At 66.3% G+C, this 24,043-nt stretch carries 21 protein-coding genes and 1 tRNA gene; 10 read left to right on the top strand and 12 right to left on the bottom strand.

The window, feature by feature from the left end; genetic code table 11:
- Positions 1–99: 99 nt before the first annotated feature.
- A tRNA-Arg gene (locus VNM24_16160) sits at positions 100–175 on the bottom strand.
- 212 nt (positions 176–387) lie between these two features.
- Between VNM24_16160 and VNM24_16155 the strand changes: the two genes are divergently transcribed.
- From VNM24_16155 to VNM24_16145, 3 genes are all read left to right on the top strand, one after another.
- Complete coding sequence (locus VNM24_16155) at positions 388–1,590, top strand: MFS transporter (protein ID HWQ40117.1); 1,203 nt, start codon at positions 388–390, stop codon at positions 1,588–1,590.
- A 257-nt stretch (positions 1,591–1,847) separates the two neighbouring features.
- A complete protein-coding gene (locus VNM24_16150; protein HWQ40116.1) occupies positions 1,848–3,158 on the top strand; it encodes a DEAD/DEAH box helicase in 1,311 nt (436 codons plus the stop codon).
- Positions 3,159–3,160: 2 nt separating this feature from the next.
- Positions 3,161–4,024: a tetratricopeptide repeat protein gene (locus tag VNM24_16145; protein HWQ40115.1), complete on the top strand. Its 864-nt coding sequence runs from the start codon at positions 3,161–3,163 to the stop codon at positions 4,022–4,024.
- A 64-nt stretch (positions 4,025–4,088) separates the two neighbouring features.
- Here the strand turns inward: VNM24_16145 and VNM24_16140 are convergent, their stop codons facing one another.
- Positions 4,089–4,724 carry a hypothetical protein gene (locus VNM24_16140; protein HWQ40114.1) on the bottom strand — a complete coding sequence of 212 codons (636 nt, stop codon included), beginning with the start codon at positions 4,722–4,724 and terminating at the stop codon, positions 4,089–4,091.
- Positions 4,725–4,801: 77 nt separating this feature from the next.
- Between VNM24_16140 and VNM24_16135 the strand changes: the two genes are divergently transcribed.
- Positions 4,802–6,946 (top strand): hypothetical protein, encoded by a 2,145-nt coding sequence (locus VNM24_16135; protein HWQ40113.1) that lies wholly within the window; start codon positions 4,802–4,804, stop codon positions 6,944–6,946.
- 95 nt (positions 6,947–7,041) lie between these two features.
- Here VNM24_16135 and VNM24_16130 read toward each other — a convergent pair whose 3' ends face one another.
- Positions 7,042–7,830: a VacJ family lipoprotein gene (locus tag VNM24_16130; GenBank protein HWQ40112.1), complete on the bottom strand. Its 789-nt coding sequence runs from the start codon at positions 7,828–7,830 to the stop codon at positions 7,042–7,044.
- Between the two features lie 145 nt (positions 7,831–7,975).
- Between VNM24_16130 and VNM24_16125 the strand changes: the two genes are divergently transcribed.
- A complete protein-coding gene (locus VNM24_16125; GenBank protein ID HWQ40111.1) occupies positions 7,976–8,755 on the top strand; it encodes an SDR family oxidoreductase in 780 nt (259 codons plus the stop codon).
- Positions 8,756–8,865: 110 nt separating this feature from the next.
- Here the strand turns inward: VNM24_16125 and VNM24_16120 are convergent, their stop codons facing one another.
- Entirely contained in the window at positions 8,866–10,515 is a 1,650-nt protein-coding gene (locus VNM24_16120) for a hypothetical protein (GenBank protein HWQ40110.1), read from the bottom strand.
- 192 nt (positions 10,516–10,707) lie between these two features.
- Between VNM24_16120 and gabD the strand changes: the two genes are divergently transcribed.
- From gabD to speE, 4 genes are all read left to right on the top strand, one after another.
- Positions 10,708–12,207, top strand: a complete 1,500-nt coding sequence (gene gabD / locus VNM24_16115) for an NADP-dependent succinate-semialdehyde dehydrogenase (GenBank protein ID HWQ40109.1) — start codon at positions 10,708–10,710, stop codon at positions 12,205–12,207.
- Positions 12,208–12,228: 21 nt separating this feature from the next.
- The gene (locus VNM24_16110; protein HWQ40108.1) at positions 12,229–13,902 is read left to right on the top strand and encodes an acyl-CoA dehydrogenase family protein; all 1,674 of its coding nucleotides are present in this window, start codon (positions 12,229–12,231) and stop codon (positions 13,900–13,902) included.
- Between the two features lie 291 nt (positions 13,903–14,193).
- Entirely contained in the window at positions 14,194–14,619 is a 426-nt protein-coding gene (gene speD, locus VNM24_16105) for an adenosylmethionine decarboxylase (protein HWQ40107.1), read from the top strand.
- Positions 14,620–14,621: 2 nt separating this feature from the next.
- The gene (speE, locus tag VNM24_16100; GenBank protein ID HWQ40106.1) at positions 14,622–15,584 is read left to right on the top strand and encodes a polyamine aminopropyltransferase; all 963 of its coding nucleotides are present in this window, start codon (positions 14,622–14,624) and stop codon (positions 15,582–15,584) included.
- Between the two features lie 77 nt (positions 15,585–15,661).
- Here speE and VNM24_16095 read toward each other — a convergent pair whose 3' ends face one another.
- The 6 genes from VNM24_16095 to VNM24_16070 form a co-directional block, all read right to left on the bottom strand.
- Positions 15,662–16,303, bottom strand: a complete 642-nt coding sequence (locus VNM24_16095; GenBank protein ID HWQ40105.1) for a 2-dehydro-3-deoxy-6-phosphogalactonate aldolase — start codon at positions 16,301–16,303, stop codon at positions 15,662–15,664.
- 114 nt (positions 16,304–16,417) lie between these two features.
- Positions 16,418–17,299: a 2-dehydro-3-deoxygalactonokinase gene (locus VNM24_16090; protein HWQ40104.1), complete on the bottom strand. Its 882-nt coding sequence runs from the start codon at positions 17,297–17,299 to the stop codon at positions 16,418–16,420.
- Between the two features lie 8 nt (positions 17,300–17,307).
- Positions 17,308–17,976 (bottom strand): 4-carboxy-4-hydroxy-2-oxoadipate aldolase/oxaloacetate decarboxylase, encoded by a 669-nt coding sequence (locus tag VNM24_16085; GenBank protein HWQ40103.1) that lies wholly within the window; start codon positions 17,974–17,976, stop codon positions 17,308–17,310.
- A gap of 51 nt (positions 17,977–18,027) precedes the next feature.
- Positions 18,028–18,870 (bottom strand): alpha/beta hydrolase, encoded by an 843-nt coding sequence (locus VNM24_16080; GenBank protein HWQ40102.1) that lies wholly within the window; start codon positions 18,868–18,870, stop codon positions 18,028–18,030.
- Positions 18,871–18,943: 73 nt separating this feature from the next.
- Positions 18,944–19,519: a c-type cytochrome gene (locus VNM24_16075; GenBank protein ID HWQ40101.1), complete on the bottom strand. Its 576-nt coding sequence runs from the start codon at positions 19,517–19,519 to the stop codon at positions 18,944–18,946.
- 194 nt (positions 19,520–19,713) lie between these two features.
- A complete protein-coding gene (locus tag VNM24_16070) occupies positions 19,714–21,441 on the bottom strand; it encodes a PQQ-dependent dehydrogenase, methanol/ethanol family (GenBank protein HWQ40100.1) in 1,728 nt (575 codons plus the stop codon).
- Positions 21,442–21,590: 149 nt separating this feature from the next.
- On the opposite strand from VNM24_16070, the gene VNM24_16065 reads away from it, so the two are divergent.
- Positions 21,591–22,256: an ankyrin repeat domain-containing protein gene (locus VNM24_16065; protein ID HWQ40099.1), complete on the top strand. Its 666-nt coding sequence runs from the start codon at positions 21,591–21,593 to the stop codon at positions 22,254–22,256.
- Between the two features lie 79 nt (positions 22,257–22,335).
- Here VNM24_16065 and VNM24_16060 read toward each other — a convergent pair whose 3' ends face one another.
- Together VNM24_16060 and VNM24_16055 are read right to left on the bottom strand one after the other, a co-directional pair.
- Positions 22,336–23,229: a hypothetical protein gene (locus VNM24_16060; protein HWQ40098.1), complete on the bottom strand. Its 894-nt coding sequence runs from the start codon at positions 23,227–23,229 to the stop codon at positions 22,336–22,338.
- A 157-nt stretch (positions 23,230–23,386) separates the two neighbouring features.
- Positions 23,387–23,962, bottom strand: coding sequence for a LemA family protein (locus tag VNM24_16055; GenBank protein HWQ40097.1), 576 nt, complete (start codon positions 23,960–23,962; stop codon positions 23,387–23,389).
- Positions 23,963–24,043 lie beyond the last annotated feature (81 nt).

Here is a 24,043-nt window from a genome sequence, read left to right as displayed (position 1 = left end):
CTGCGGGTTGCGGAGTCGGGCCGCGCGATCCGTGCGTGCGTGCGCGAAGCCGGCCGTTTCGAGCGCGTGCTCCAGCGCCTGCGGCAAGCGCGTTCATACTGGCGCCCCGAACACGAATCGAACGTGCGACCTGCCCCTTAGGAGGGGGCTGCTCTATCCACTGAGCTATCGGGGCGCGTGGGCGTGTATTGTCCCAGAACGGCTCGGAGGCGGAAATCGGCCCGGCCAAAAGTGCGGGCAGTGCGCAACGCGGATTGAAACGCCACGGATCGGCACGAGGCGAGAGGATGCGCCAAGTGCGAGGTTCTGACCGCGCTCGCTTCGGTCCGACAAAGCGCACTCCCGCTCGGTCCCGTTTCAATGCCAGCTCGCCATCGTTTGCTCAGCATGTCGCCGCCGCGCCTCCCCCGCACCGTCGTCGTTCTCGGACTCGTCAGCCTGCTGAACGACCTCGCCTCGGAGATGATCGTCCCCCTGATCCCCATCCTGCTGGCGACCGTACTCGCCGCCGGTCCGATCGCGCTGGGCGCGATCGAGGGCGTCGCGGAGGCGATCGCCAGCTTTCTGAAGCTCTGGTCCGGACGGCGTTCGGATCTGCTGGGTGGTCGGCGCAAGGGATTCGCGCTCGGCGGTTATCTGCTTTCCAACCTCGCGCGCCCGCTGATCGGGCTTGCCGCCAGTTGGCTGGTCGTCCTCATCCTGCGCTCGATCGACCGCGTGGGAAAAGGCCTGCGCAGCGCGCCGCGCGATGCGCTGGTGGCGGACGTAACTGCGCCGCACATGAAGGGTTATGCCTACGGATTTCATCGCGCCCTCGACAATGGCGGCGCGGTGGCCGGCGGTCTGGTCGCGGCGGCGGTGCTGGCTTGGGCGCAGCTGCCGCTCAGCCAGGTCATCCTGCTCTCCGCGGTGCCCGGTTTGCTGGCCGTCGCTCTGATCGGATTCGGCATCCACGAGCCGGCCCGGGCGACTGTGCCGCCGCCACTGCCGCCGCTGCGCTGGGGTGCGCTGCAGCCTGCCCTCAAGCGCTATCTGGCGGCGCTCGCCGTGTTTGCGTTTGCGCGCGTCTCGGAGACGTTCATCGTGCTGCGCGGCCACGAGCTGGGCGCCGGGACAGTGGAACTGCTGCTGCTGTGGAGCGCGCTGAATCTGGCCAAGGCGGCGACGTCCACCACCGGCGGCCGATGGTCGGATCGCCTGCACCGCGCGGTGGTGCTGCTCATCGGCTGGAGCGCGTTTGCGCTGGCTTTCTCGATGTTCGCTCTGGTCGAGACGATGCAGGGACTATGGATCGTCACGCTCTTCTACGGCCTGTGCTTCGGTCTGGGCGAAGGCGCCGAACGCGCGGCGATCAGCGAGTATGCCGACGCCTCCGCGCAGGGCACTGCGTTCGGCTGGTACCACCTCGTGCTGGGACTGACCGCGATTCCTGCCGGGCTGCTGTTCGGTGTGCTCTGGGCGTGGCAAAGCGCGGCATTCGCCTTCTTCTTGGCCGGCGGATTGGCCGCAGCTGCGGCCTTGCTGTTGCGCCTCTGGGCCTGGCCGAACGTGGCTGAACGCTCGCAACGCGAGCCGTCGAACCGTAGCTGAACGTCCGGCCCTCCGGCAACGCGCAGCAGCTTGCAGGTCCTGCGTCCGGGACTGCGCTTGTGCCCGCCCGGCCGGGCGCGCGCCCGCGTGCTGCGTGAAACGAGACGAGGACGCTGGTCATGAGAACAAAGTCTTTGATCGAGCGAGCCTTCTTCTGTAACATTGGACAGTGATCGGAGCTGCGTGCAACGCCGTTTCCGGTAGTCATTTCAAGCAGCGTGCCGCCCTCGCGGGTGGCGCAGGAGTCGAACAATCCAATGCAGTTTTCCCAACTGGGCCTCATTCCCGAGTTGCTTCAGGCGGTCGCTGACCAGGGATACACCGAAGCAACGCCAGTCCAAAGCGAAGCAATTCCAGCCATCCTTCTCGGCCGTGACGTCATGGCCGCCGCACAAACCGGCACCGGCAAGACCGCGGGTTTCGTGCTGCCGATGCTGCAGCGCCTGGTCGGATACGTGAACAACAGCGTTTCGCCGGCGCGCCATCCGGTGCGCGCGCTGATTCTCGCGCCGACCCGCGAGCTGGCGGCGCAGGTGGAGGAGAGCGTGCGCGTCTACGGCAAGTACATCGCGCTCAGGTCCGCAGCGATCTACGGGGGCGTGCCGATCGATCCGCAGATTGCGCAACTGCGCCAGGGCGCGGAAATCCTGGTCGCGACCCCGGGCCGGCTGCTCGATCACGTCCAGAGCCGATCGGTCACGTTCCACGCGGTCGAGTTCCTGGTGCTCGACGAGGCCGACCGCATGCTGGATATGGGCTTCCTTCCCGACATCAAGCGCATCCTGTCGCTGCTGCCGCCGCGCCGGCAGAACTTGTTGTTCTCGGCGACCTATTCCGAGGAGATCCGGGCGCTGGCGAAACAGCTGCTCAACGATCCGGTCCACGTCGAAGTGGCGCCGCGCAATTCGGTCACCGAGACCGTGACCCACACGATCTACGAGGTAGCTTCGGCGGCCAAGCGCGACGTGCTGGTGTCGCTCGTCCGCGCGCGCGACATGCGCCAGGTGCTCGTCTTCTGCAATACCAAGATCGGGGCGGGCCGTCTGGCTTACCGGTTGCAGAAGGATGGTGTCGAGGCGGCGGCCATCCACAGCGATCGCACGCAGGCCGAGCGAATGCAGGCGCTCGCCGAGTTCAAGGAAGGCAGAATCCGCGTCCTGGTCGCTACGGACATTGCGGCCCGCGGCCTGGACATCGAGGGTCTGCCCTTCGTCATCAATTACGACGTACCGGCCAACCCCGAGGACTACGTGCATCGCATTGGACGCACCGGCCGCGCGGGCAGCAGCGGCGAAGCCATTTCGCTGATGTCCGGGGAAGAGCGGGACAAGCTCGCTGCCATCGAGCGACTGATCAAGCGCAAGCTCGCGGTACAGAAAGCTCCGGCGCCTGTGCGCGCGCCCCGCATGCAACCCGCCCGTCATGCGGACCCGCTGTTCATGCGTCCCTACGAATCCGCCGTGGCCGGCCCGGTGCCGACGCGTTCGCCGCCTTCGTCGCCGCAGCGCAAGCCCTCCCAGCAGATTGCCGCACTGCTGCGCGCGCCGGTCGCCAAACAGGACGCCTGACGTTGGTACGCGTCGAGCATGCGGTCGTCGAGAGTCCGCTGGCCGAGCGGTTCGAACGGATGCTGACGGGTCCGGACGAAGACATTCCGCTCACCGAGGCCGCATTGCTGGTGGCCTGTCATCATTATCCGGACCTTGACGTGCAGCACTACCTGCGGCGTATCGACGCGATCGCCGAAGGGCTCCGCTCGAGGGTCGCGCAGGAATCAAGCGCGCAACGGCGCATCGTGGCGCTCAATCACTATCTGTTCCAGGAGCTCGGTTTCGCCCCCAATGCGCGCGACTACTACGATCCTAGGAACAGCTTTCTGAACGACGTGCTCGACCGGCGGTTGGGCATTCCGATCACGCTGTCCATCCTTTACATGGACGCCGGCGGAAAGATCGGATTGCCGCTACAGGGCATCTGCTTTCCTGGACATTTCCTGGTCAAGTGCAAGCTGGGCGAGGGCCTGGTGATTCTCGACCCCTATTCGGGCGGGGCCTCGCTGGGCATCACCGACCTGCAGCGCCGGCTGCGGGAGACGCGCGGTGGAGAAGTCTCGCGCGCGATCATCGCCGGGATGCTGGTGGGAGCCAAGAACAAGGACATCCTGCTGCGCATGCTGCGCAACCTGAAGGCAATCTACCTGCGCAACCACGATCTGGACCACGCGCTGGCGATCATGCAATGGATCGTGTGCGCCGCGCCCGACCAGGCCCCGGAGATCCGCGACCGCGGGATGATCTATCAGGAGATGGAGTGCTTCCGTGCCGCGATCGCGGACTTCGAGCGCTACCTGGAACTTTCCCCCGATTGCAGCGACGCCGGGGATATCCGCCAGCGGCTGGTCGAGCTTCAACGCAGCGCCTCGCGCCTGAACTGAACCGCTTCGCGCTCGCGTGCGGGAGCGGCGCGTCAGGGCCTCGAACCGGGCTGCGCGCTTGGGCTCAGAAGCGGATCGACAGTCCGATCGAGTGGATGCGCGTGGAGAGGCCGAGCTCGCGTCCCGGGCGCAGACCCAGACCCGGCGCGACATCGGAATAGCGCTCCAGATCGTAATGCAGATACCAGTCCTTCCTGAATTGGTAGCTCATGCCCACCCCGTACATCGTGCCGAGGTCCTGCTGGCCATTGCGCAACAGAGGCAGGTCGGCCCCGCGCTGCTTCTCCCAGTATTGCAGGCCGAGCCGGCCGTAAAGCGAAAGGCCTTCCTGGAGCGTGGCCACGCCGGTCAGGCTCCAAGCTGCCCCGTGGCAGGGGGCGTCCAGGTCGCTGCTCAGAGAGTCATAGCCGCAAGCGCCCGGCGGCAGGGACAGACTGGTTTTCGATCCCTCGATTGTGAACAGATCGGTGAAGCGGTAGCCGCTGTAGTGCTTTTCGATCGCCGGCTCTTCGACGCGCCCGCCGAAAGCCGACAGACCGAACTTGCTGATGGCGCCCTCGAAAACCTGCGAGTCGGGCGACAGGCCCCAGAAGCCGCTGGCTTTGCCTTCGTACCACTCGCCTTGGCCGGAAGCCGGTCCCTGGTGGACGAGTAGTCCTCCCAGCACGGCGCCGAGAATCGATGACACGGACGCGTTCATAAACTTATTGTAGACCTTCAACCACGGATTTCCGAGCCGGTTTCGCGGTGTGTTGTGGTAGCTTGTCGGCCGACGCCATGGGGCTTGCCGACCACTCGCCGGAAACAATCCGCAGCCAGGTCCTCGAGTGCTTTCCCCCCGCCGAGCGAGGCGACGGACTGGCTGCGCAGCTTGCCGATCGCCTGTCGGCGATCGCTCTGGCCGCGTCCCTGGAGCGCCGGCTCGATGCCCTGGTCGAGCTGGTCGAGTGGACCCGGCGAGGCGAGATGGATATCGATCCCGAGGACCCGCTGGCTGGGCGGGCGCGGCTGTTGGCTGCCCTGCACGCGCTGAATGCCTCCCCGGCTGCGCGACGCGCGTTCCAGGAGCTGTGCGCCGAGATCGTCTGGGAAACCGAGGCGGTCGGCCTGTTCGGCGACACCGGCATTCCGGGCGATCGGGGGTTCATCGCCGAGCTCACCGACCGCATATTGCGCCGCCTGCTGCCCGAGCCCTCCGATACCTTCGACCTCTCGCGGCTCATCACCCGTCTGTACAGCACCCGCAAGGCGGTCGAGCGCTTGCAGCACCTGCCGCCGGAGATCTTCGAACGACTCGTCGAGTTGGTCGTGCCGGCCGACCAGTCCGCGCGCTGGAAGCCTCTGAGGACCGCGTTCGCCGAAGGATTTCGCTTGCTGGCCGTGCGGGTCCAGGGACAGGGGCTCTCGCGCAAGCTGCGCGAGCGCGGCCGCGCGAAATCCATCGGCGAGGCGCCGTTCTACCGTCTGGCGCTGGCGTCCGATACGCTGGTCCAGGCCTGGCAGGCCGGCACCGCGGATTTCGGGGCGATCCTTCGGCGCTGGCGGCAGACCGCGCAGGCATGCCGCAGCGAGCTGCAGGAGATCCGCCGGCGACTCGAAGGCGAGGGCGTGAGCGTCGACGTAGTCTACGGCATCGATGTCATCGAGCGCTGCCTCGAGCGCATGGAAGTCATGGTCGAGATCATGTCGGCCGCCAACCCGCAATCGCGCGCGCAAGCGATCCACCGGCTGCTCGTCAGGCTCACGGTGCTGGCGCACCAGGACCGCAGCCCGCGGCATCTGCTGCGCGAGTCGCTGCAGATGCTCCAGCGCAAAATCGTGGAGCGCTCCGGGAAGACCGGCGAACACTACGTGGCGCGCAGCCTGCGCGAGTACCGGCACATCTGGCTGGCGGCGGCGGGCGGCGGGCTGCTCACCGTGGCGACCGCGGCGGTCAAGCTCGAAGTCACCCACGCCGGATTGCCCCTGTTCGTGGAGGGGCTCGCGGCGGGGTTGAACTACGCGCTGAGCTTCATGCTCTTGCACCACTTCCATCTCATCCTCGCCACCAAACAGCCGGCGATGACGGCAGCGGCGCTGGCGACGCTGCTGCGAGTACGCGACCGCACCGAGCGCCTCGATCGCGTGGTCGAGTACACCGTGCGCATCTGTTGCTCGCAGTTCGCCGCCGCAGTGGCCAATGTCGCTGTCGTGTTCGGCGGAGCCTTTCTGTTCAACTTCTTCTGGCGGCTGGCGCTGGGCCGGAACTATCTCGACGGCGAGGCTGCCCGCCATGTATTCCAGACGCTCTCACCAGTGGACAGCGGTACGGTGTTCTACGCCGCGTTCACCGGGGCGCTGCTCTATGCCGCGGCCATGATCGGCGGCTGGCTGGACAACTGGGCGGCCTGGCACCGGCTGCCGCAGGCCATCGCCGACCATGCGCTCGGTCGGCGCCTCGGCCGCAGCCGCATGGTGCGCCTCGCCGGCGTCGTGTCGCGCAATGCGGCGGGCTGGGGCACCAACATCTCGCTCGGTTTTCTGCTCGGGCTCACGCCGGTATTCGGCCAGTTTCTCGGACTGCCGCTCGACGTGCGTCACGTCACGCTCTCCTCCGGGATGCTGGCCTTCGCCTGCGCCGGCCTGGACGGCTGGTTCACCACCGGCTGGTTCTTCTGGGCGCTGGCCGGGGTGGGGACGATGTTCGTTCTGAATTTGTCGGTGAGTTTCGGGCTGTCGCTCTATACCGCGGCGCGCGCCTACGATCTCGACAGGCGAGAGCTGGGCGTCCTCGGCGCGAGGTTGCTGCGCCGGCTGACCACCCGGCCGCTGGACTTCTTTTTGCCGCGCGCTTTCCCGCGAGAGGAGGAACGAGCGGAGGAAGCGAGGCTTGAAAAGCCGCTCCATCGGGAAACGGAGCGCCCGGCGGATCGCCGCCCCTGAGCTTCGCCACGGCGCACAGAAGCGCGCAAAGCACTTCCACCGCGGCCTTTGCGTCGAGTTTCTCCTTGCGCCTCCGGGTTGGAGTGCCGCAGCCCTCAGGGTGACTGTTGCGCCGGGGCGCTCACCGGCTCGTCGCCGAATTCCTCTTCTTCGATTTCCCGCAGCGATTTCGGCCGTGCCGCGTCCGGCGCGGCCCGCGGCTTCGGCGGGTTGCCGTCGTGGATCAGATACTCGCGTCGCTGCAGATAGGTGTCGCGCAGGAAGGCATAGGGGTCGATCTGCTGCGCGAGGACATTGTCCAGCGTCAGCAGGTTGGCGCGCGTATTGACGGCATTCAATCCGAAAAGCGCCCAGCCCGCGTCGTGGTGATCTTCCAAGCCCCAGTGAAAGGGGCTCACCACATAGTCCACGGCGAGCGCGGGCCCATCGCGCAGGCTGCTCGGACCCAAGAACGGCAGCACCAGGTAGGGCCCGCTGTCGACGCCCCAGTAGCCGAGCGTCTGGCCGAAATCCTCGTCGCGGTACTCGATGTCGAGTTCCGTGGCGACGTCGATCAGTCCCCCCAGGCCGAAGACCGCATTGGTGGCGAAGCGCGCCATGTCGACCGGCACCTTCTCACCCTTGAGCTGCAGCGCGTCGTTGAAGATCGTGACGATCATGCCGATGTTGCGGAAGAAGTTGGTGACCCCGCGCCGTGCGACACCGGGTACGACCTTGGCATAGCCTCTGGCCACGGGTCTGAGCACCGCTCGGTCGACCGCATGGTTGAACGCGTAGATCCTGCGGTTCATCGGCTCCAGCGGATCCTGCCGCCCTGGGGCGCTCGCGCAGCCGCACATCAATACCGCCGCGCAGACAAGGATCCAGAAAGAGGAGCGAGGCATTGTCGGGAGCTCGCAGCGGGTCGAAAGCGGCGGATTATAGCGTCCGCCATCGCCTCGGCTTTGAACGTTCTTGCCGTTTGCAAAGCGCAATCGCCTTCGCCAACATAGCGGCTTTTGACGAAACGGACACGACACGGGGACAGCGATGGACCTGGGAATCAAGGGCAAGACCGCGCTGGTCTGCGCAGCGAGCAAAGGTCTCGGCAAGGGCTGCGCGCTGGCGCTTGCGCGCGAAGGTGTGAACCTGACGATCGTGGCGCGCAACCGCGAGACGCTGGAAGCCACTGCGGAGGAAATCCGCAGGGCGAGCGGGGTGAAAGTGACGACTGTGGCAGCCGACATCGTCTCGGAAGAGGGCCGCAAGGCCGCGCTGGCTGCGTGTCCCGACCCCGACATTCTGGTCAACAATGCCGGGGGGCCGCCCGCCGGAGACTTCCGCGAGTTCTCGCGCGAGGACTGGATCAGGGCGCTCGACGCCAACATGCTGGCGCCCATCGAGCTGATCAAGGCCACGGTGGATGGCATGATGGCCCGCGGGTTCGGCCGGATCGTCAACATCACCTCCGTGGCGGTGAAGGCGCCGATCGACATTCTCGCGCTGTCCAACGGCGCGCGCTCCGGACTCACCGGCTTCGTCGCCGGCGTGGCGCGCAAGACGGTCGCGCGCAACGTCACGATCAACAATCTGCTGCCCGGGCAGTTCGACACCGAAACGCTCGCCAAACGCAGCCAGGCCGCGGCGAGGATGCAGGGCAAGACCTTCGAGGAAGTCCACGAGGCGCGCCGCAGGGCGATTCCCGCAGGACGCTTCGGTACGATCGAGGAGTTCGGCGCCGCCTGTGCGTTCCTGTGCTCCGTGCAGGCCGGCTACGTCACCGGCATGAACTTCCTGATCGACGGCGGCGCCTATCCGGGAACTTTCTGATCTTCACAGCGAAGCGCGAACCACTTGACACGCTGCACAGCAGCTCGTTGCGGCGCGGGCATCGCGTGATGCGCGTCCTGCGCAGCGAGTGAAACGGCGGAAAGACCGGTTCAGTTCTGCGCCAGAAATGCCGAGGCGTAGGTGATCTCGGGTCGCTCGCTGTCGCGCGTGGCGGTCAGTTCGCGAAGCTGCCGGTAGTAGCTGCGCGCGAGATCGATCCTGCCCGCCGCCTCGGCCGCGCGGCCGGCGCCGTAGATGGCCCGGAAGCGGTTCGGATCGCGCTTGAGCGAGCGCTCGTACTCGGCGAGCGCCTGCGCCGGCTGGTCCAGCGCCATCAGCATTTCCGCCAGCAGCTCGCGCGATGGCACGATATTGCCCGGGGTCACCGGGTGCTTGTCGCTCGCTTCCTCGGTCTGGGCGGCGGCCCGCATCAACCGCAAGGCCTCATCGGTGCGCTTCTCCGCGAAGGCGATCCATGCATTCACCGTCTTGATCTGGAAGTCCGCCTGCCCGGCCCAGTAGCCCAGCTTCGCCGCGGTCATGGCTTCTTTCAGCGCTTCGAGCCGCTGCGCGTCGCGGCGAGCCGCTTCGAGCTTGCCGCTTCGCGCCGCGCCCAGGCCTCGGGCGAAGACCAGGATCGCCTCAGCCTGCGGGAACTTGTTCCAGGCGAGGTCGGGCGGAGACAGTTCGAGCGCTGCCGCCCTTTCCCAGTCGTTGTGTTCCAGCGCGATGCGCGAGGGGATCGAGGCAAAGGCGTACGCCGCGACGAAGTTCTCGACGTTCACTTTGCGTATCGAGGCGACTTCGTCGGCCAGCTTCTGCGCCGCCTTGTCCTGCGCCAGTTGGAGATGGCCGAAGACCATGTAGTCCATGGCATGCAGCGCATCGTAGGCGCCGATGCCCAGCGTCTTCTCGGTCAGCTCGTTCATCGCCGCACGGTAGGAGGCGCGGTTGCCCTCCACCATCTCTTGCCACAGTCCGACCCGGGAGAAGATGTGCGACGGCATGTGCAGCGCGTGCGGCACCGACGGGGCGATCCCGGCGTAGACGCGAGCCGCCGGCAGGCCTCTCTGAGCCAGCTCGGCGTAGTCGTAGGTGTGGATCAGGTAGTGCGGGATTCCCGGATGATCGGGATACCGGCTGAACAGCGGCTCGAGAATCTCCGCCGCCTTGAGCTGGTTGGCGAAGGTCTTGTCCGTGGGCAAGGCGGTCGCGTTGAGCAGCAGCGCATAAAGGACCTTCGCCTCGATGTCGTCGGGATAGCGTTGCGCCACTGCCTCCATCGCCTTCTCCCAGGCCACCACGCGGGTCCGGTGTTCGACACTGTCCCAGTCCTTGAAGAAGACGGCCATCGCTTCGATGTAATCGCGCTCTCGCGCCGTCGCGGCACCGACGCGGCGCGCCTCGGCGGCGGCTGCTGCGGCGGTCTTCATCGCGTTCGGGTTGGCCGGCCAGGCGAACGGGTTGCCCATCGACATGAAGGCGATTCCCCAATGCGCCATGCCGCACTTCGGATCGTGCTCCAGTACCTTGCCGAAGGACTTCTTGGCCGGATCGAACCAGAACGAGTGGAACAGCGCCATCGCCCGGTTGAATTCCTTCTGCGCCGCGGCGTTGCAGGAAACAGGGAATTCGACCTTGCCGAGCTTCTCGGGCGGTCTGCCTTGCGGTGCATCGTCGTCTTCGTGCGCCCACGCTGCCGCCACCACTGCGCACAGCGCGGCGGCGAGCGACCAAGACCGGAGTTTGGAGACTTTCATGGGGACCCTCCAGTTGTAATCGACCGCGCGCGGATATCCTAACCCGCCGGCCCGGAACTCTCGGCAATATTAAGAAAGATGCGAATCCGCCTTCGGGGGTTCCCGCGCCCCGGTACGCGCCGACTCAGCCTCTCCTTCGTCCCGGCCTATAATCGTTGCGATGTCCCAGCAGCAGATCGACGGAGAAACGCCATGAACGCTCCTCTGGACGCCAGTTTCGTACCGCAACTGAAGGACCCGAACCTGTTCCGTACCCGGTGCTACGTCGACGGCCGTTGGGTCGACGCCGATTCGAAGGCGACCGTGGACGTGCTCAATCCGGCCACCGGGGCGGTGATCGGCGCGATCCCGAAGATGGGCGCGGCGGAAACCCGGCGCGCGGTCGATGCCGCGGCCGCGGCGCTGCCCGCGTGGCGCGCGAAGCTCGCCAAGGAACGCGCGGCGCTTCTGCGCAAGTGGTTCGAGCTGATGATGGCCAACCAGGACGACCTCGGCCTCATCATGACCACGGAGCAGGGCAAGCCCCTGCCCGAGGCCAAAGGCGAGATCGCCTACGCTGCCTCGTTCATCGAATGGTTTTCCGAGGAAGCCAAGCGTGTCTACGGCGACCTGATTCCCAGCCCATGGGCGGACCGGCGGCTGGTCGTGATCAAGCAGCCAGTGGGCGTCTGCGGCCTGATCACGCCGTGGAACTTCCCCGCCGCCATGATCACGCGCAAAGCCGCGCCGGCGCTCGCCGCCGGCTGCACGGTGGTCATCAAGCCGGCCACCCAGACGCCGTTCTCGGCGCTCGCGCTGGCCGAACTGGCCGAGCGCGCCGGGATCCCGAGGGGCGTGCTCAACGTGATCACGGGCGGGGCGAGAGACATCGGCGGCGAGCTGACCGCCAACCCCAAGGTCGCCAAGATCAGCTTCACCGGTTCGACCGAGGTCGGCCGCACCCTGATGGCGCAGAGCGCGGCCACCATCAAGAAAATCTCGCTCGAGCTGGGCGGCAACGCGCCCTTCCTGGTATTCGACGATGCGGACCTCGACGCGGCAGTCGAGGGGGCGATGATCTCCAAGTACCGCAACGCCGGCCAGACCTGCGTGTGCGCCAACCGCATCTTCGTGCAGGAGGGCGTCTACGACGCCTTCGCCGGCAAGCTGGCCGAGAGAATCAAGGCGCTGAAGGTGGGCCCGGGTACCGAAGCCGGCGTGAACATCGGTCCGCTGATCGACGAGAACGCGGTGGCCAAGGTCGAAGAGCACATCTCCGACGCCGTCGCCAAGGGCGCCAAAGTCATCGTCGGCGGGAAGAAGCACAAGCTCGGCGGGCTGTTCTTCGAGCCTACGCTGCTCACCGAGGTGACCCCTGCAATGAAGGTCATGACGGAGGAGACCTTCGGCCCGGTGGCGCCGCTGTTCCGCTTCAAGACCGAAGCCGAGGGCATCGCCATGGCCAACGACACCGAATTCGGGCTCGCCTCCTACTTCTACGCGCGCGACATCGGTCGCATCTGGCGCGTCGGCGAGGGGCTCGAATCCGGCATGGTCGGCATCAACACCGGACTCATCTCCAATGAAGTCGCGCCCTTCGGAGGCGTGAAGCAGTCCGGCATCGGCCGCGAAGGCTCCAGGTACGGCATCGAGGAGTTTCTCGAGATCAAGTATCTCTGCATGGGCGGCATCCAGCCGAGAGAAGCGGGTTGAGATCGACCGGGCGCGCGACCGTTGCTTCCGTTCACCCAATCTCCACCCGACCTCTCGAACCAATACCTCTCCGATCCGGTGCTGCGCGGCTATCTCGCCCGCGCGCTGCCGGCGGAGGTGCTGAGGGCGATCGAGCCTGAACTCGGCGAGATGGGCGAGCTGGCAGGCCGCGAGCTGTACCGCATGCAGCTTGCCGACAGGTTGAATGAGCCGCGCCATACGCCCTGGGACGCCTGGGGCAACCGCGTCGATCGGATCGAGCTGTCGCCGCTCTGGCGGCTCGCGGAGCGGCTGGCTGCCCAGCATGGGCTCGTGGCCAGCGCCTACGAGCGCCGGCACGGCCGCTTCTCCCGCATCCACCAGTTCGCGCTGGTTTACCTGTTCACGCCTTCCACGGACCTGTATTCCTGTCCGCTCGCCATGACGGACGGCGCAGCCAAGGTGCTCGGCGGTTCGGGCAACGCCGCGCTCGCCGCCAGGGCGCTGCCCAGGCTCACCAGCCGCGACCCGAATCTGTTCTGGACCAGCGGACAGTGGATGACCGAGTCGACCGGCGGTTCCGACGTCGGTCTGTCCGAGACGGTCGCACGCCGGGTCGACGGGCACTGGGCGCTGTACGGACGGAAGTGGTTCACCTCCGCGATCGGCGCGCAGATGGCGCTGACGCTGGCGCGACCGGAAGGCAACCCGCCCGGCGGAAAGGGGCTGGCGCTGTTCTATCTCGAGACGCGGCATCCCGACGGGCGACCCAACAACCTGATCGTGCATCGCCTGAAGGACAAGCTGGGTACGCGCAAGGTCCCCACCGCCGAACTCACGCTGGAAGGAACCGCGGCACAGCCCGTGGCCGGCCTCTCCGAAGGGGTGCGGGCGATTGCGCCGATGCTCAACGTGACCCGCACCTGGAACGCGGTGAGCGCCGTATCGTACATGCGCCGCGGCTTGGCGCTGGCGCGCGACTACGCCCGCAAGCGGGTCGCTTTCGGTGCGCCACTCTCGGAGAAGGCGTTACATGTGGATACGCTTGCGGCTCTGCAGGCCGAGTTCGAGGCCGGCTTTCATCTCGCGTTTGCCGTGGTCGAGTTGCTCGGGCGCGAAGAGGCCGGCGAGGCCGACGAAGCCCAGCGCGACCTGCTGCGGCTGCTCACCCCGCTCGCCAAGCTGCTGACCGCCAAGCAGTCGGTGGCCGTGCTCTCGGAGGTCGTGGAATCCTTCGGCGGAGCCGGCTACGTCGAGGACACCGGCATACCCGTGCTGCTGCGTGACGCCCAGGTGTTCCCGATCTGGGAGGGCACCACGAACGTGCTGGCGCTCGATGCGTTGCGCGCCGTGAGCGGGGGAAAGGCACTGGCCGCGCTGGAAGTCGAGGCGCAGGCACTGGCTTCCGCCGCGCGCGAGCCACAGCTCGCCGATTGCGCCCGGGTGGCGCAGGGTGCGCTCGGCTCGGCCGGAACCTGGCTGGCTTCCACCAGCGGCTGGGCGCAGGAGGCGGGCGCGCGCCGCTTTGCCCTTACGCTGGGGCGCGCGGCTGCGTTGCTGCTGCTCGCGCGCCAGGCGCAGTGGTCCCTGGATCACGGCGCAGACCGGCGCGCGCTGGCCGCTGCAGTGACCTTCGCCCGGCTCGGCGTGGATCTCCTGGCGCGTCCGGCCGACGAGACTCTGGCGCGTCTGCTCGCCGCCGGCGAGCAAGCGTGAGCGCGCGCGACGGCCGAAAGCCGGGCGAATCCTCCACAAGACCGGAAAAAACACTTGAAAATCTCGCGCGAGGCCGTATAGTGCGCGCTCAAAGAAATGGCCGGTAAGCGAGCGAAGTCTCCGTCCGGTCGCTGGGTCGCTGGACTCACGGCAGCGAGCGAACTCCGACCTTGAGAAAGTCGGACTTCCTTCGAAGGGTGGTTCGGCGGGAATCGGTTGGTTTGGGTGTACGCGTTCTCGACGCAAGGTGGTCCCCTGCAAGTGGGCGCCACATTACGGAGGGTATGTGAGATGCGTAATCTCAAGCTGAAGCAGGTTCTTCCGGTCCAAAAGGCGGAGACGCTTCAGAAGGTCAAGGAGACCCCGGGTCTCCACATCATGGGCGATCTTTACGACTGCGCGTGCGGAGATCGCTTTCTCGTAGACTCCCCACTGCTCGTGGATCACTGCCTGAAGCTGGTGCACGACGCCGGGCTCTCGGCGGTCGGTCACTACTTTCACCAGTTCGGCGGTGGCGGGGGCGTGACGGGCATGATCGTGCTCGCCGAGTCGCACATGTCGATCCACACCTGGCCGGAGAAGCGCTACGTGACGGTCGACGTCTACGTGTGCTCCTACACCCAGGACAACCGGCCCAAGGCGCGCAAGCTCTACCAGTCGCTGCTCGACACCTTCAAGCCGGCGCACGAGAACGTGCACTCGGTCGAGAGGCTGTAGGGATGGCGGCGCCCAAGGACACGGACCTCTTTCCGATCGAGCAGCTGAACGAAGGCTTCGGATTCTGGGTCCGGGCCACGCGCCGCCTTGCGCACGTCAAGTCACCGTACCAGGACATCGAGGTCCTGGAAACGGTGAAGTTCGGGCGCGCGCTGCGCATCGACGACTACTTCATGACCTCCGATGCGGACGAGTTCTATTACCACGAGAACATGATCCACCCGGGAGGCATCGCGCACCCGGGGCCGCAGCGCGCCCTCATCATCGGCGGAGGCGACGGCGGTGCGGCCGAGGAGTATCTGAAGTACAAGTCGATGCGCGAAGTGGTCATGGCCGAGATCGACGAGGTCGTGGTCAAGTTCTGCAGGGAGCATCTGCCCAGGGTGCACCGGGGCGCCTTCGACGATCCGCGCCTCAAGGTGCTCATCACCGACGGCAAGGCCTACGTCGAGCAATGCCGCGACCAGTTCGACCTGATGATGCTCGACCTGACCGACCCGTTCGGGCCGGCCGAACCGCTGTATCGCGTGGAGTTCCTGCGCGAGTGCCGCCGCATCCTCGGCCCGCGGGGCGTGTTCTCGATGCACCTGGGCTCGCCCGTGACGCGCCCCAACGTCTATCACCGGGTCATCAGCTCGCTGCGTGAGGCGTTCAGGATCGTGCGGCCCTACCTGGTGTACGTCCCGCTCTACGGCACATGGTGGGGAATGGCGGCGGCTTCCGACGAGACCGACCCGCTCGCGCTGTCAGAGGAGGAGGTCGAGCGGCGAATCCGCGAGCGGGGGTTGCGCGACCTGCAGTTCTACAACGGCGCCACCCATCGGGGCGTGTTCGCGCTGCCGAACTTCGTGCGCGAGATCCTCGCCAGGCCGCTCAAGCCCATCACCGTGGCGAGACCGCTGGACGAGGACAATCTCGATCCGAGTCACCATCTGCACATCAAGATCGTCTACGAGCGGCCGTGACGACCTGACTGTCGTCGGGAAGCCCGAGCTCGCCGCGTCGCGGCTCCCACGCAGTCGCGATCGTCGCGGTTTGTCCGTCACGACTTCTTCGGCAATGCCTCCCATGCTCGCCGAAACGCCTCCGCCGCCTGCGCAACCTCGGCAAGGCTCGCGCCCGCCTTGTACAGTGCCGAGCCCAGGCCGAATCCGTCCGCGCCGGCGTCCCGGTATTCGCGCAGGCTGGCCGGCGTGATCCCGCCCACGGGCAGCACCGGAACCTCGCGCGGCAGGACCGCGCGCAGCGCCTTCAGGACCCTGGGCGGATTCGCCTCGGCGGGAAACAGCTTCAGGGCATCGGCACCCGCGTCGATCATGCGAAACGCCTCGGTCGGGGTGGCGAAGCCCGGCAGCGCGAAGAGGCCGCGCCGCTTGGCCGCCTCGACGATGCGCTCGTCGGCATGTGGCATGACCACGATCGCGCCGCCGGCGTCCGCCACCCGCGAAACCTGTGTCCAGTCGGTGACGGTGCCCGCGCCGACCAGCAGGCGTGCGCCGAACCGCTTCGAGAGCTTGACGATGCTGGCGTAGGGTTCCGGCGAGTTGAGCGGGACCTCGATGATGCAGAAGCCGGCGTCGGCCAGCGCCTCGCCCACCTCGAGCACCTCCACCGGCCGGATCCCGCGCAGGATCGCCACCAGCGGGAAGCGCTCGAGCCAGGCGGAGAAGGGTTTGGCGACCAAGTGAGGGCCGAGGGATCAGAAAGCCGGTCAAGAACGGCATCGAACACTCAACGCAGCAGAATACACGGAGGCAGAGCGGACCCGCTACCTGCCGAGCGCTGAATCCGCCGTCGTTTATCGTTCACCCTTCATCCTCGCCAGTTTGAACAATCCCTTCACCACCGCATCCGGATCCAGCGCCAGCGCCTCGGCCCCGATCGTGCGCGCGGCCGTCCTGTAGAGCGCGGCAAGCTGCGGCGCGCACAGCAGGTAGAACCGGCTTGCCTCGCGGACAGCGCTGCGCAGCTCATGGCCGATCAATATGCCGGAGAGATACGATGCCGAGCTTTCGTCGCCAATCTCGCCGAACAGGCCGCGTGCCCGGACGCCGAACAGGTGATGCAGCAGGCCGCCCGGTGTGCCCGCCCGCGCCACACCCTCCAGAAAAGCCGCTTCGTCGGACCGCTCTCCGCTCATCATGCGCCCGAGAATGCTGTGCGCTTTCAGTACCGCGAACACCTCGCCGGTCATGTGCGTTGCGAAGCGCTCGATGCGCCCGTCGCGCACCAGCGCCCACTTGCTGTGCGTGCCCGGCAGGCAGATGCGGTGCTCGCCGGCGCCCAGTTCGTCGATTACGCCGAGGATCTGCGTTTCTTCGCCTCGCATGACGTCGCGCACGCCGGACTCGTCGCGACAGGTCAGTCCCGGTGCGATCCAGGCGCGGTGAGTCTTCCAGCGCACTTCCTCGAGCGCGCCGGCGATTTCGGCCAGGCCCGCAGGGCACTCGGCGTAAGGCGCTTCCAGCCATCCTTGCCGGCTGCCGATCATCCCGCTCATCACGATGGGCGCTTCCCCGGCGGCGATCCAGTCTCCGGCTTCCGACTCCAGCGCCTGCGCGAAGCGCCCGCCTTCCACGGCAAGGATCCCTTTCGCGGAAGAGCGCTGCTCCAGGATCCTGCCGGCACCGTCGAGCCGGTAGCAACGCAGGGAGGAAGTGCCCCAGTCAACGGCCAGCATTCGAGACGTCAGATTCTTCCGAATTCCGCCAGCAGTTCCTCGAACGTCCTTCCCTCCGCGATGCGCTTGCGCGTGGCTTCTTCGCGCCGCGCCTGCTCGCGCGCAGCCTCCAGGACCTCGGTCAGTCCCGCAGCCGGCACCACCGTCACGCCGATCTCGTCGGCGACGATCATGTCGCCGGGATTCACCACCACCCCGCCACACACGATCGGCACGTTCAGCTCGACGCCATCCTTGCGTCCGGAGAACATCGTGTGCGTGCCGCGGGCGGTCACCGCGCGCGAAAACAGGATGAACTTCAGGTCCGTCAGTTCATCGATGTCGCGGCACGCCCCGTCGATGATCGCACCCTGCACGCCGCGGTTCTTGAACAGGCTGCCCATCAGGCCGCCGAACACCGAAGTCTCCGTTTCCGCGCCGGCATCCACGACGACGACGTCTCCCGCCTGGGCCACGTGCAGCGCCGCCAGCGGGTCCTGCAGATCGCCGGGGGAGAGCTTGACGGTCAGCGCCGGTCCGACGCACTTGCCCTTGAAGATCGGCTTGATCGAGGAATGCATGACGCCGCCGCGCCGCTGCACGTCGGCGAACACGCACGAAGCGCTGTAGCACTTCGCGACCTCCCGGTACTGCTCGACCAGCTTCGCATCCGGTCGTTTGAAATTGCGCAGCTCCATTCATTCCTCCGAAAGGAAAACTTCAACCACGGCGTCGGTCGATGCGACGGCTCAATCAGTGAGCAGAAAATCCCGCACGACGGCGATCTGATCTTCGGCCATGAGCATCGGAGCATGGCCGATGCCCGGAAACTCGACGAGCTTCGCCTTCGGCCCGCGGCGCATCATCTCCAGCGCGGTCTCGTGCGGCAGCAGGTCCGACTCCGCGCCGCGCAGAACCAGCGTGGGACAGCGAACCAGGTCCCAGAACGTCCACAGATCCACGTCGGCCGGCGGGCCGGCAAAGGCGTTGGCGATGGCCGGATCGTAGACCAGACCCCATGTCCCGTCATCGCGCAGACGGAACGACATCTCGGACAGATGCCGCCATTGCGCGTCGGTGAGCGAACCGAAAGGGGCCGAGACGAAACGAAGGTAGGCCTCGGCTTCCTCCAGGCTGCCGAATGTCGGGTCCTTCCCGACGTAGGTCTTGAGCCGGCCGAGCGCGGTGGCCGGAATGCGCGCGCCGACGTCGTTCATTACCAGTTTGCGGATCGGGCTGCCGGCCTGCGCCGCGAGCAACATGCCGACGATGCCACCCATCGAGGTGCCCACCCAGTCCACCGTTGCGGCGCCGCTGCGCGCGATGAGCGCTGCCATGTCCGCGCAGTACACCGGATAGGCGTAATCCTCCTTGTGCGTCAGCCACTCGCTCTTGCCGCGACCCGGCATATCGGGGCACAGCACTCGGTAGTCCTTCGACAAGACTTTGGCGAGCGCGTCGAAATCGCGCCCGTTGCGGGTGAGCCCGTGCACGCAGATCAGCACGCGCGCGTTGGCCGGTTCGCCCCATTCGTAGTAGTGCAGACGGTGGAATCCGTGGGGACCGAGGCAGGCAAGGGTGTGTTCGCGCATGAGGTGACGGCGTGATTATCGCGACGACGCACAGACGGGGCACTGCCGTGCGGCGGTCGCGGCAGTCACGGCCTCAGCGCAAGGATGCGATATACGCCGCCAGGGCGTCGATTTCCTCATCGGAGATGGTGCGCATCACCGCCGTCATGTTGCCGGCGTCGTTGGTGCGGTTCCGGTTTTTGAAGTCGAGCAGCTGCTTCCTGATGTATTCGTAGTGCTGGCCGGCGGCGCGCGGCACTTCGTTCTGCCCCGAAAAACCGCCGAGGTGGCACATCGTGCACAACGCGGCATCGGCCACCTGCTTGCCTTTGGCCGCCAGTGCCTGGGGGCCTTTGCTGTTCTGTCCGTTGGGCTTCTGCGCGGCGTAGTAGGCCGCGATGTCCAGCATGTCCTCGCGTGAAAGGTTCGCGACCACCGCAGACATCGCGGGATCCTTGCGCCGCCCTTCCTTGAAATCACGGATCTGCAGATACAGATAGCGCGCGGTCTGTCCCGCGAGGATCGGGTTCTGCGGGATCGTGGAGTTGCCGTCCGCGCCGTGGCAGGCGGCGCAGACCTGAGCCTTCTGTTGACCGGCAACGGCGTCCTGAGCCGCAGCCCCGAAAGGCATGGCGAGGAGCAGCCCCGCGCATACGATGAATTTGGTCATGTCTCTTCTCATCCAGTGGGAGTCATTCACCCTCGTCTTCGCCCCTGCCGCAGACGAGGGAAGAAATCCATCCGCCTCTCCGTGGAAGGCGCGGGACATCGTTTTCCCCGCGCCGTTCAAGGAGGCTTACAAAACAAGGGCCGCCCGAAGGCGGCCCCGGTACTGTCTATAGAACGGCCGTCCGCCGAAAAAGTTTACGGCAGCGAGAACACGAACACGCTGTTGCCGCGCTTGAAGTCGAGCTGGGTGTTGCCGCCCGCCGCGACCGCAATGTACTGCTTGCCGTTGACTTCATAGGCCACGGGCGGGGCGTTTACCCCGGCGCCGCAGTTGAACGACCAGAGCTTCTTGCCGCTCTTGGCGTCGTAGGCGTTGAACCAGCCATTGCCTTCACCGGTGAACACGAGGTCGCCTGCGGTGGCCAGCACGCCGCCCATGAGCGGCTGCTCGGTGTCGGCTTTCCAGACCATCTTGCCGGTATCGATGTTGACCGCCGCCAGACGGCCCCACTGCTTTTCGCCGGGGATGACCTTGAATGCGCCGCCCAGCCACAGCTTGTCGCCACCGGGATACTCGGCCGGCTCGACATGGTAGGTCATCGGCTGGTGCAGGTTCGCGGCATAGACCAGGCGCAGTTTCGGATTGATCGCCTTGGGGTTCCATTCCACGCCTCCGTTGGCCCCGGGCAGCATGCGTGCGCCTTCCGGCGTCGGCAGCGTCCAGCGGCCGTCCTGGGGAACCATCGGCTCGGAGAAGCGGATCAGCTCGCCGGTCTCGCGGTCATGGACATAGATGTAGCCGGTCTTGCCGCCGTGGATGGCGACCTTGCGCATCTTGCCGTCCTTGCCCTTGGCTTCGGTCAGAATGACCGGGCTCACCGCGTCCAGGTCCCACACGTCGTGCGCGATGTACTGGAAGTGCCACTTGTAAGTGCCCTTGTCCAGGTCCACCGCCACCATGGAGTTGGTGTAGAGGTTGTCTCCCGGCCGGATGTCGCCGTAGAGGTCCGGCGAGGGATTGCCGACCACGAAGAACACCGTGCGGGTTTCGAGGTCGATCGCCGGGGTCATCCACACGCCGCCACCGAGCGTCTGGTAGAAGTCGCCGCCGCGCTCCTGCAGCATGCGCTTCTCGGCCGCGATGTCGCGATGCATGTTGCGACCGGTCGCGTCGTGCGTGGCCCATACGCCCTCATGGCCCTTTTCGGGAATCGTGTAGAAGGTCCACAGCAGCTTGCCGGTCTTGGCGTCGAACGCCTTCACGAAACCGCGGATGCCGTACTCGCCGCCGTTCGTCCCGATGATCACCTTGCCGTCCACCGCGATCGGAGCCATGGTTTCCGAGTAGCCCTTCTCGGGATCGGCGATCTGCACGTCCCAGACCTTCTTGCCGGTCTTGGCGTCGAGCGCGACCAGGCGTGCGTCCAGCGTGCCCATGTAAACCATGCCGTCGAGCGCCGCCACGCCGCGGTTGTTCGGACCGCAGCAGTAGACGGTGATCGGACCCATGTCGTGCTTGTAGTGCCAGTACTCCTCGCCGGTCACCGCGTCGATCGCGTATACGTGGTTGTAGGAGGTGGTGAGGAACATCACGCCGTCGACCACCAGCGGCGCGGTTTCCATCGACTCCAGCACCGCGGTCTGGAACACGAACGCGGGCCGCAGCTTGGCCACGTTGCCGGTATTGATCTGCGTACCGGGGTAGTAGCGGGTCTGGGCGTAACCGCCGTTGACGTGCAGCCAATTCTGCCTGTCGGCGTGCGCCTTGTTCAGTCTCGCCTGCGTCACGGCGCCGAGCTTGGCCGACATCGGTTTGGCGACCGTCGTCGCGCCGCCCGTGACTTCGGCCGCGAGTCCGAGGCTGGTGCCGCCCGCGAACAGCAGGGCTGCACACAGCAGCTTCAGTCTGGTATGGAGCTTCATAGAGATATCCCCCGAAAGATTGTTCTTGACGTCCCCGATCTTGCCGTGACCGTCGGTGCTTCGGGCGGCACGGCGATTTGCGGACGGCGGGACTATAGATGACAATTTCCCGGTTCACAAGGTGAAAACGGCTTGCGGGTTGCAGGAAAATGAGGAAGGTCCGTCCGACGGTCGCCGCGCTGGCGCTCCTGGTTCTCATGGTTCCGGCCAGAAGCCAGGACGCCGCTCATCTGGGCCTGAACGCCCAGCTCCTTGCTGCGGCGCGCAAGGCAGACGAAGGCGCCGTGCGCCAGGCGCTGGATCATGGCGCGGCGATCAACGCGCGCAATCGTGCCGGCGACACGGTTCTCATGATGTTCGCGAAGCGCAACAACCTGGCGATGGTCGAATTTCTGATCGCCAGGGGCGCCGATGTGAACCAGGCCAACCTCGACAAGGTCACTCCGCTCATGGCCGCCGCCTATAACGGCAATCTGGCGATGCTGCGCGCGCTGCTCGCGGCGGGTGCCGATCCGGCGGTCGAGGACCAGGTCTTCAAGACGGCCATGATCTACGCTGCGGGTGGCGGGCACACGGCCATCGTGGAGGCGCTTCTCGACCTGGGTATCGAGGCCAACAAGCGCTATCACAACGATCTCACCGCGCTGATGTGGGCGGCCGGGCAGGGCCAGAAGGACGCGGTGCGACTGCTGCTCGCGCGCGGCGCGGACCCCGCGCTGAAGGACAACCGCGGAAAGACCGCCGCCCAGATCGCCGCGGAAGCGGGCCATGCTGAGATCGCGGCGATGCTGAGCGCAAGAGCAGCTTCCCAGTGAGAAAAGTACACCGAGTGCCGATGCGTCCGTTCCCGGCCCTTGAAACGCGGCAGCCGTTACCCGGGTTGGCTGCGCCCAGCTAGCCCAGGATCAGCCACGACGCCGCGCCCGCCGCTCCCACGAAGGCGGCCAGATGAACGCCCGTCCACACGCGATAGCGGCGCGCCAGCCTTGCGGGGTCCAGATTCGAGATCAAGAACGGTCGGCCGTCGGCCGGCTTGTGCAGTACATGGGTGCCCGACTCGCTCAGGATCTGCCGGTGCCGTTTGCGCACTTCTCTGCGTGCCTGCTGCCGCGCCAGCATCCATTCCTCCTCGCCGATGACGCCGTCGCGGTTCAGGTCGAAGCGCCTGACCAAGGCTGCCTTGTCCTGCTTCCAGTGCGCGAGCAGCTCCGAGACATCCCGATTGAAGTCCAGACTGCTGTTGGCTCCACCGACCGTGGAGAACTGCCCGATCGCGTAGATCTTTTCCTGCGGCAGGATCAGCCACTCGGTGTAGCGGTAACCGTCCTTGATCCAGGTGTCCTTGTTTCTGGGGACGACCTCCGCGAACTCCGGGTCGACCAGGCAGCGTGCCGTGCCGTCATCCAGCAGAAAGCTCTCGGTGCTCACGCCGCTTGCGACGTGCTCCCACTTGTTGTTGCTCGTGCGTCGCTCGACCTTGTAGCGGTACCACAGGCAGGGCAGCCCGGTGAGCTTGCTCAGGACCGGCGCGCTCGGGTGGTTGAAGCCGCGGCCCGTCAGCTCCACGTAACCCTGCGCCGCCGAGGCGATCCTGGAGGTCGGCGTGTCGGTGATGGCGAGCATGCGCTTGAAACTCAGCGTCCAGGCCAGGAACGCCAGCACCGCGATGACGCCCAGGGTTCCCATCCATCCTTCCCGCGACTCGAGCCGGGCGCCAATGGCCAGCAGCAGGAAGTACCCGCCGAGCAGCAGCGGTTCGACGAGGCGCAGGCGAAGCAAGCCGGACATCTGTTTTCAGTCGGCAGTGCGGACTGAAACAAGACGGACTGCAAAGCACGGGCTGACGAGAAGCCGACCGGGATGACGGACAGCGGACTGCCTTCCGTCACTCATGGTCGGATCCTTTGGTGCAGGCCGCACCCTCGCGGTGCTCCCGCCTCGACGTTCAGGACGCGAACAGTTTCTTCACATCCACGTCCTTCTTCTCCGCGCTCGCGAACTGCAGCAGCTCGAAAGGACCGAAGCGGAACAGCGCGGCGACGAGGGAGTCCGGGAACTGCTCGATGCGCACATTGTTGATGTTGACGCTCTCGTTGTAGAACTCGCGGCGGTCGGCGATCGCGTTCTCCAGCGCGCTGATGCGCGCGAGCAGGTGCTGGAAGGTCTCCGCCGTCCTCAGTTCGGGATAGGCTTCCACCGTGGCGAAGATGCTGCCCAGCCCGGCGCGCAGCGCGGTCTCCGCCTGTCCCAGGGCCGCGATGTCGTGCTTCATGCGCGCTTCCTGCACCCGCGCCCGCGCCTCGGTGACGCGCTGCAGGGTCTCCTGCTCGAACTGCCGGTACTGCTTGCAGGTCTCGACGAGCTTCGGCAGCTCGTCGTGCCGCTGTTTGAGCAGCACGTCGATGTTCGACCACGCTTTCGAGACGTTGTGCTTGAGCGTGACGAGATTGTTGTACATCAGGATCGCCCACACGGCTGCCGCGGCGACGAGTGCCAGAACCACGATGGTGCCTACTCCCATGGCGCCTCCTTACAGAGCGGAAACGGGCGGCCCGTCCAGGCCGCGGCTACGATAGCCCATGCTCCTACCCGCCGCAATGCG

Source organism: Burkholderiales bacterium, from assembly GCA_035560005.1.
Taxonomy (GTDB): domain Bacteria; phylum Pseudomonadota; class Gammaproteobacteria; order Burkholderiales; family Eutrophovitaceae; genus DASRFY01.
The sequence above is the reverse complement of the archived record's forward strand: the minus strand, read 5'-3'. Positions and strand labels throughout refer to the sequence as shown.

What these genes read in the sequence shown, in the direction of transcription:
- VNM24_16120 (HWQ40110.1), bottom strand. Translation starts at nt 10,515, where the DNA reads ATGAAAGTCTCCAAACTCCGGTCTTGGTCGCTCGCCGCCGCGCTGTGC.
- VNM24_16065 (HWQ40099.1), top strand. Translation starts at nt 21,591, where the DNA reads ATGAGGAAGGTCCGTCCGACGGTCGCCGCGCTGGCGCTCCTGGTTCTC.
- gabD (HWQ40109.1), top strand. Translation starts at nt 10,708, where the DNA reads ATGAACGCTCCTCTGGACGCCAGTTTCGTACCGCAACTGAAGGACCCG.
- VNM24_16090 (HWQ40104.1), bottom strand. Translation starts at nt 17,299, where the DNA reads ATGCTGGCCGTTGACTGGGGCACTTCCTCCCTGCGTTGCTACCGGCTC.
- VNM24_16080 (HWQ40102.1), bottom strand. Translation starts at nt 18,870, where the DNA reads ATGCGCGAACACACCCTTGCCTGCCTCGGTCCCCACGGATTCCACCGT.
- VNM24_16070 (HWQ40100.1), bottom strand. Translation starts at nt 21,441, where the DNA reads ATGAAGCTCCATACCAGACTGAAGCTGCTGTGTGCAGCCCTGCTGTTC.
- VNM24_16130 (HWQ40112.1), bottom strand. Translation starts at nt 7,830, where the DNA reads ATGCCTCGCTCCTCTTTCTGGATCCTTGTCTGCGCGGCGGTATTGATG.
- VNM24_16155 (HWQ40117.1), top strand. Translation starts at nt 388, where the DNA reads ATGTCGCCGCCGCGCCTCCCCCGCACCGTCGTCGTTCTCGGACTCGTC.
- speE (HWQ40106.1), top strand. Translation starts at nt 14,622, where the DNA reads ATGGCGGCGCCCAAGGACACGGACCTCTTTCCGATCGAGCAGCTGAAC.
- VNM24_16055 (HWQ40097.1), bottom strand. Translation starts at nt 23,962, where the DNA reads ATGGGAGTAGGCACCATCGTGGTTCTGGCACTCGTCGCCGCGGCAGCC.
- speD (HWQ40107.1), top strand. Translation starts at nt 14,194, where the DNA reads ATGCGTAATCTCAAGCTGAAGCAGGTTCTTCCGGTCCAAAAGGCGGAG.
- VNM24_16060 (HWQ40098.1), bottom strand. Translation starts at nt 23,229, where the DNA reads ATGTCCGGCTTGCTTCGCCTGCGCCTCGTCGAACCGCTGCTGCTCGGC.
- VNM24_16075 (HWQ40101.1), bottom strand. Translation starts at nt 19,519, where the DNA reads ATGACCAAATTCATCGTATGCGCGGGGCTGCTCCTCGCCATGCCTTTC.
- VNM24_16125 (HWQ40111.1), top strand. Translation starts at nt 7,976, where the DNA reads ATGGACCTGGGAATCAAGGGCAAGACCGCGCTGGTCTGCGCAGCGAGC.
- VNM24_16135 (HWQ40113.1), top strand. Translation starts at nt 4,802, where the DNA reads ATGGGGCTTGCCGACCACTCGCCGGAAACAATCCGCAGCCAGGTCCTC.
- VNM24_16150 (HWQ40116.1), top strand. Translation starts at nt 1,848, where the DNA reads ATGCAGTTTTCCCAACTGGGCCTCATTCCCGAGTTGCTTCAGGCGGTC.
- VNM24_16085 (HWQ40103.1), bottom strand. Translation starts at nt 17,976, where the DNA reads ATGGAGCTGCGCAATTTCAAACGACCGGATGCGAAGCTGGTCGAGCAG.
- VNM24_16140 (HWQ40114.1), bottom strand. Translation starts at nt 4,724, where the DNA reads ATGAACGCGTCCGTGTCATCGATTCTCGGCGCCGTGCTGGGAGGACTA.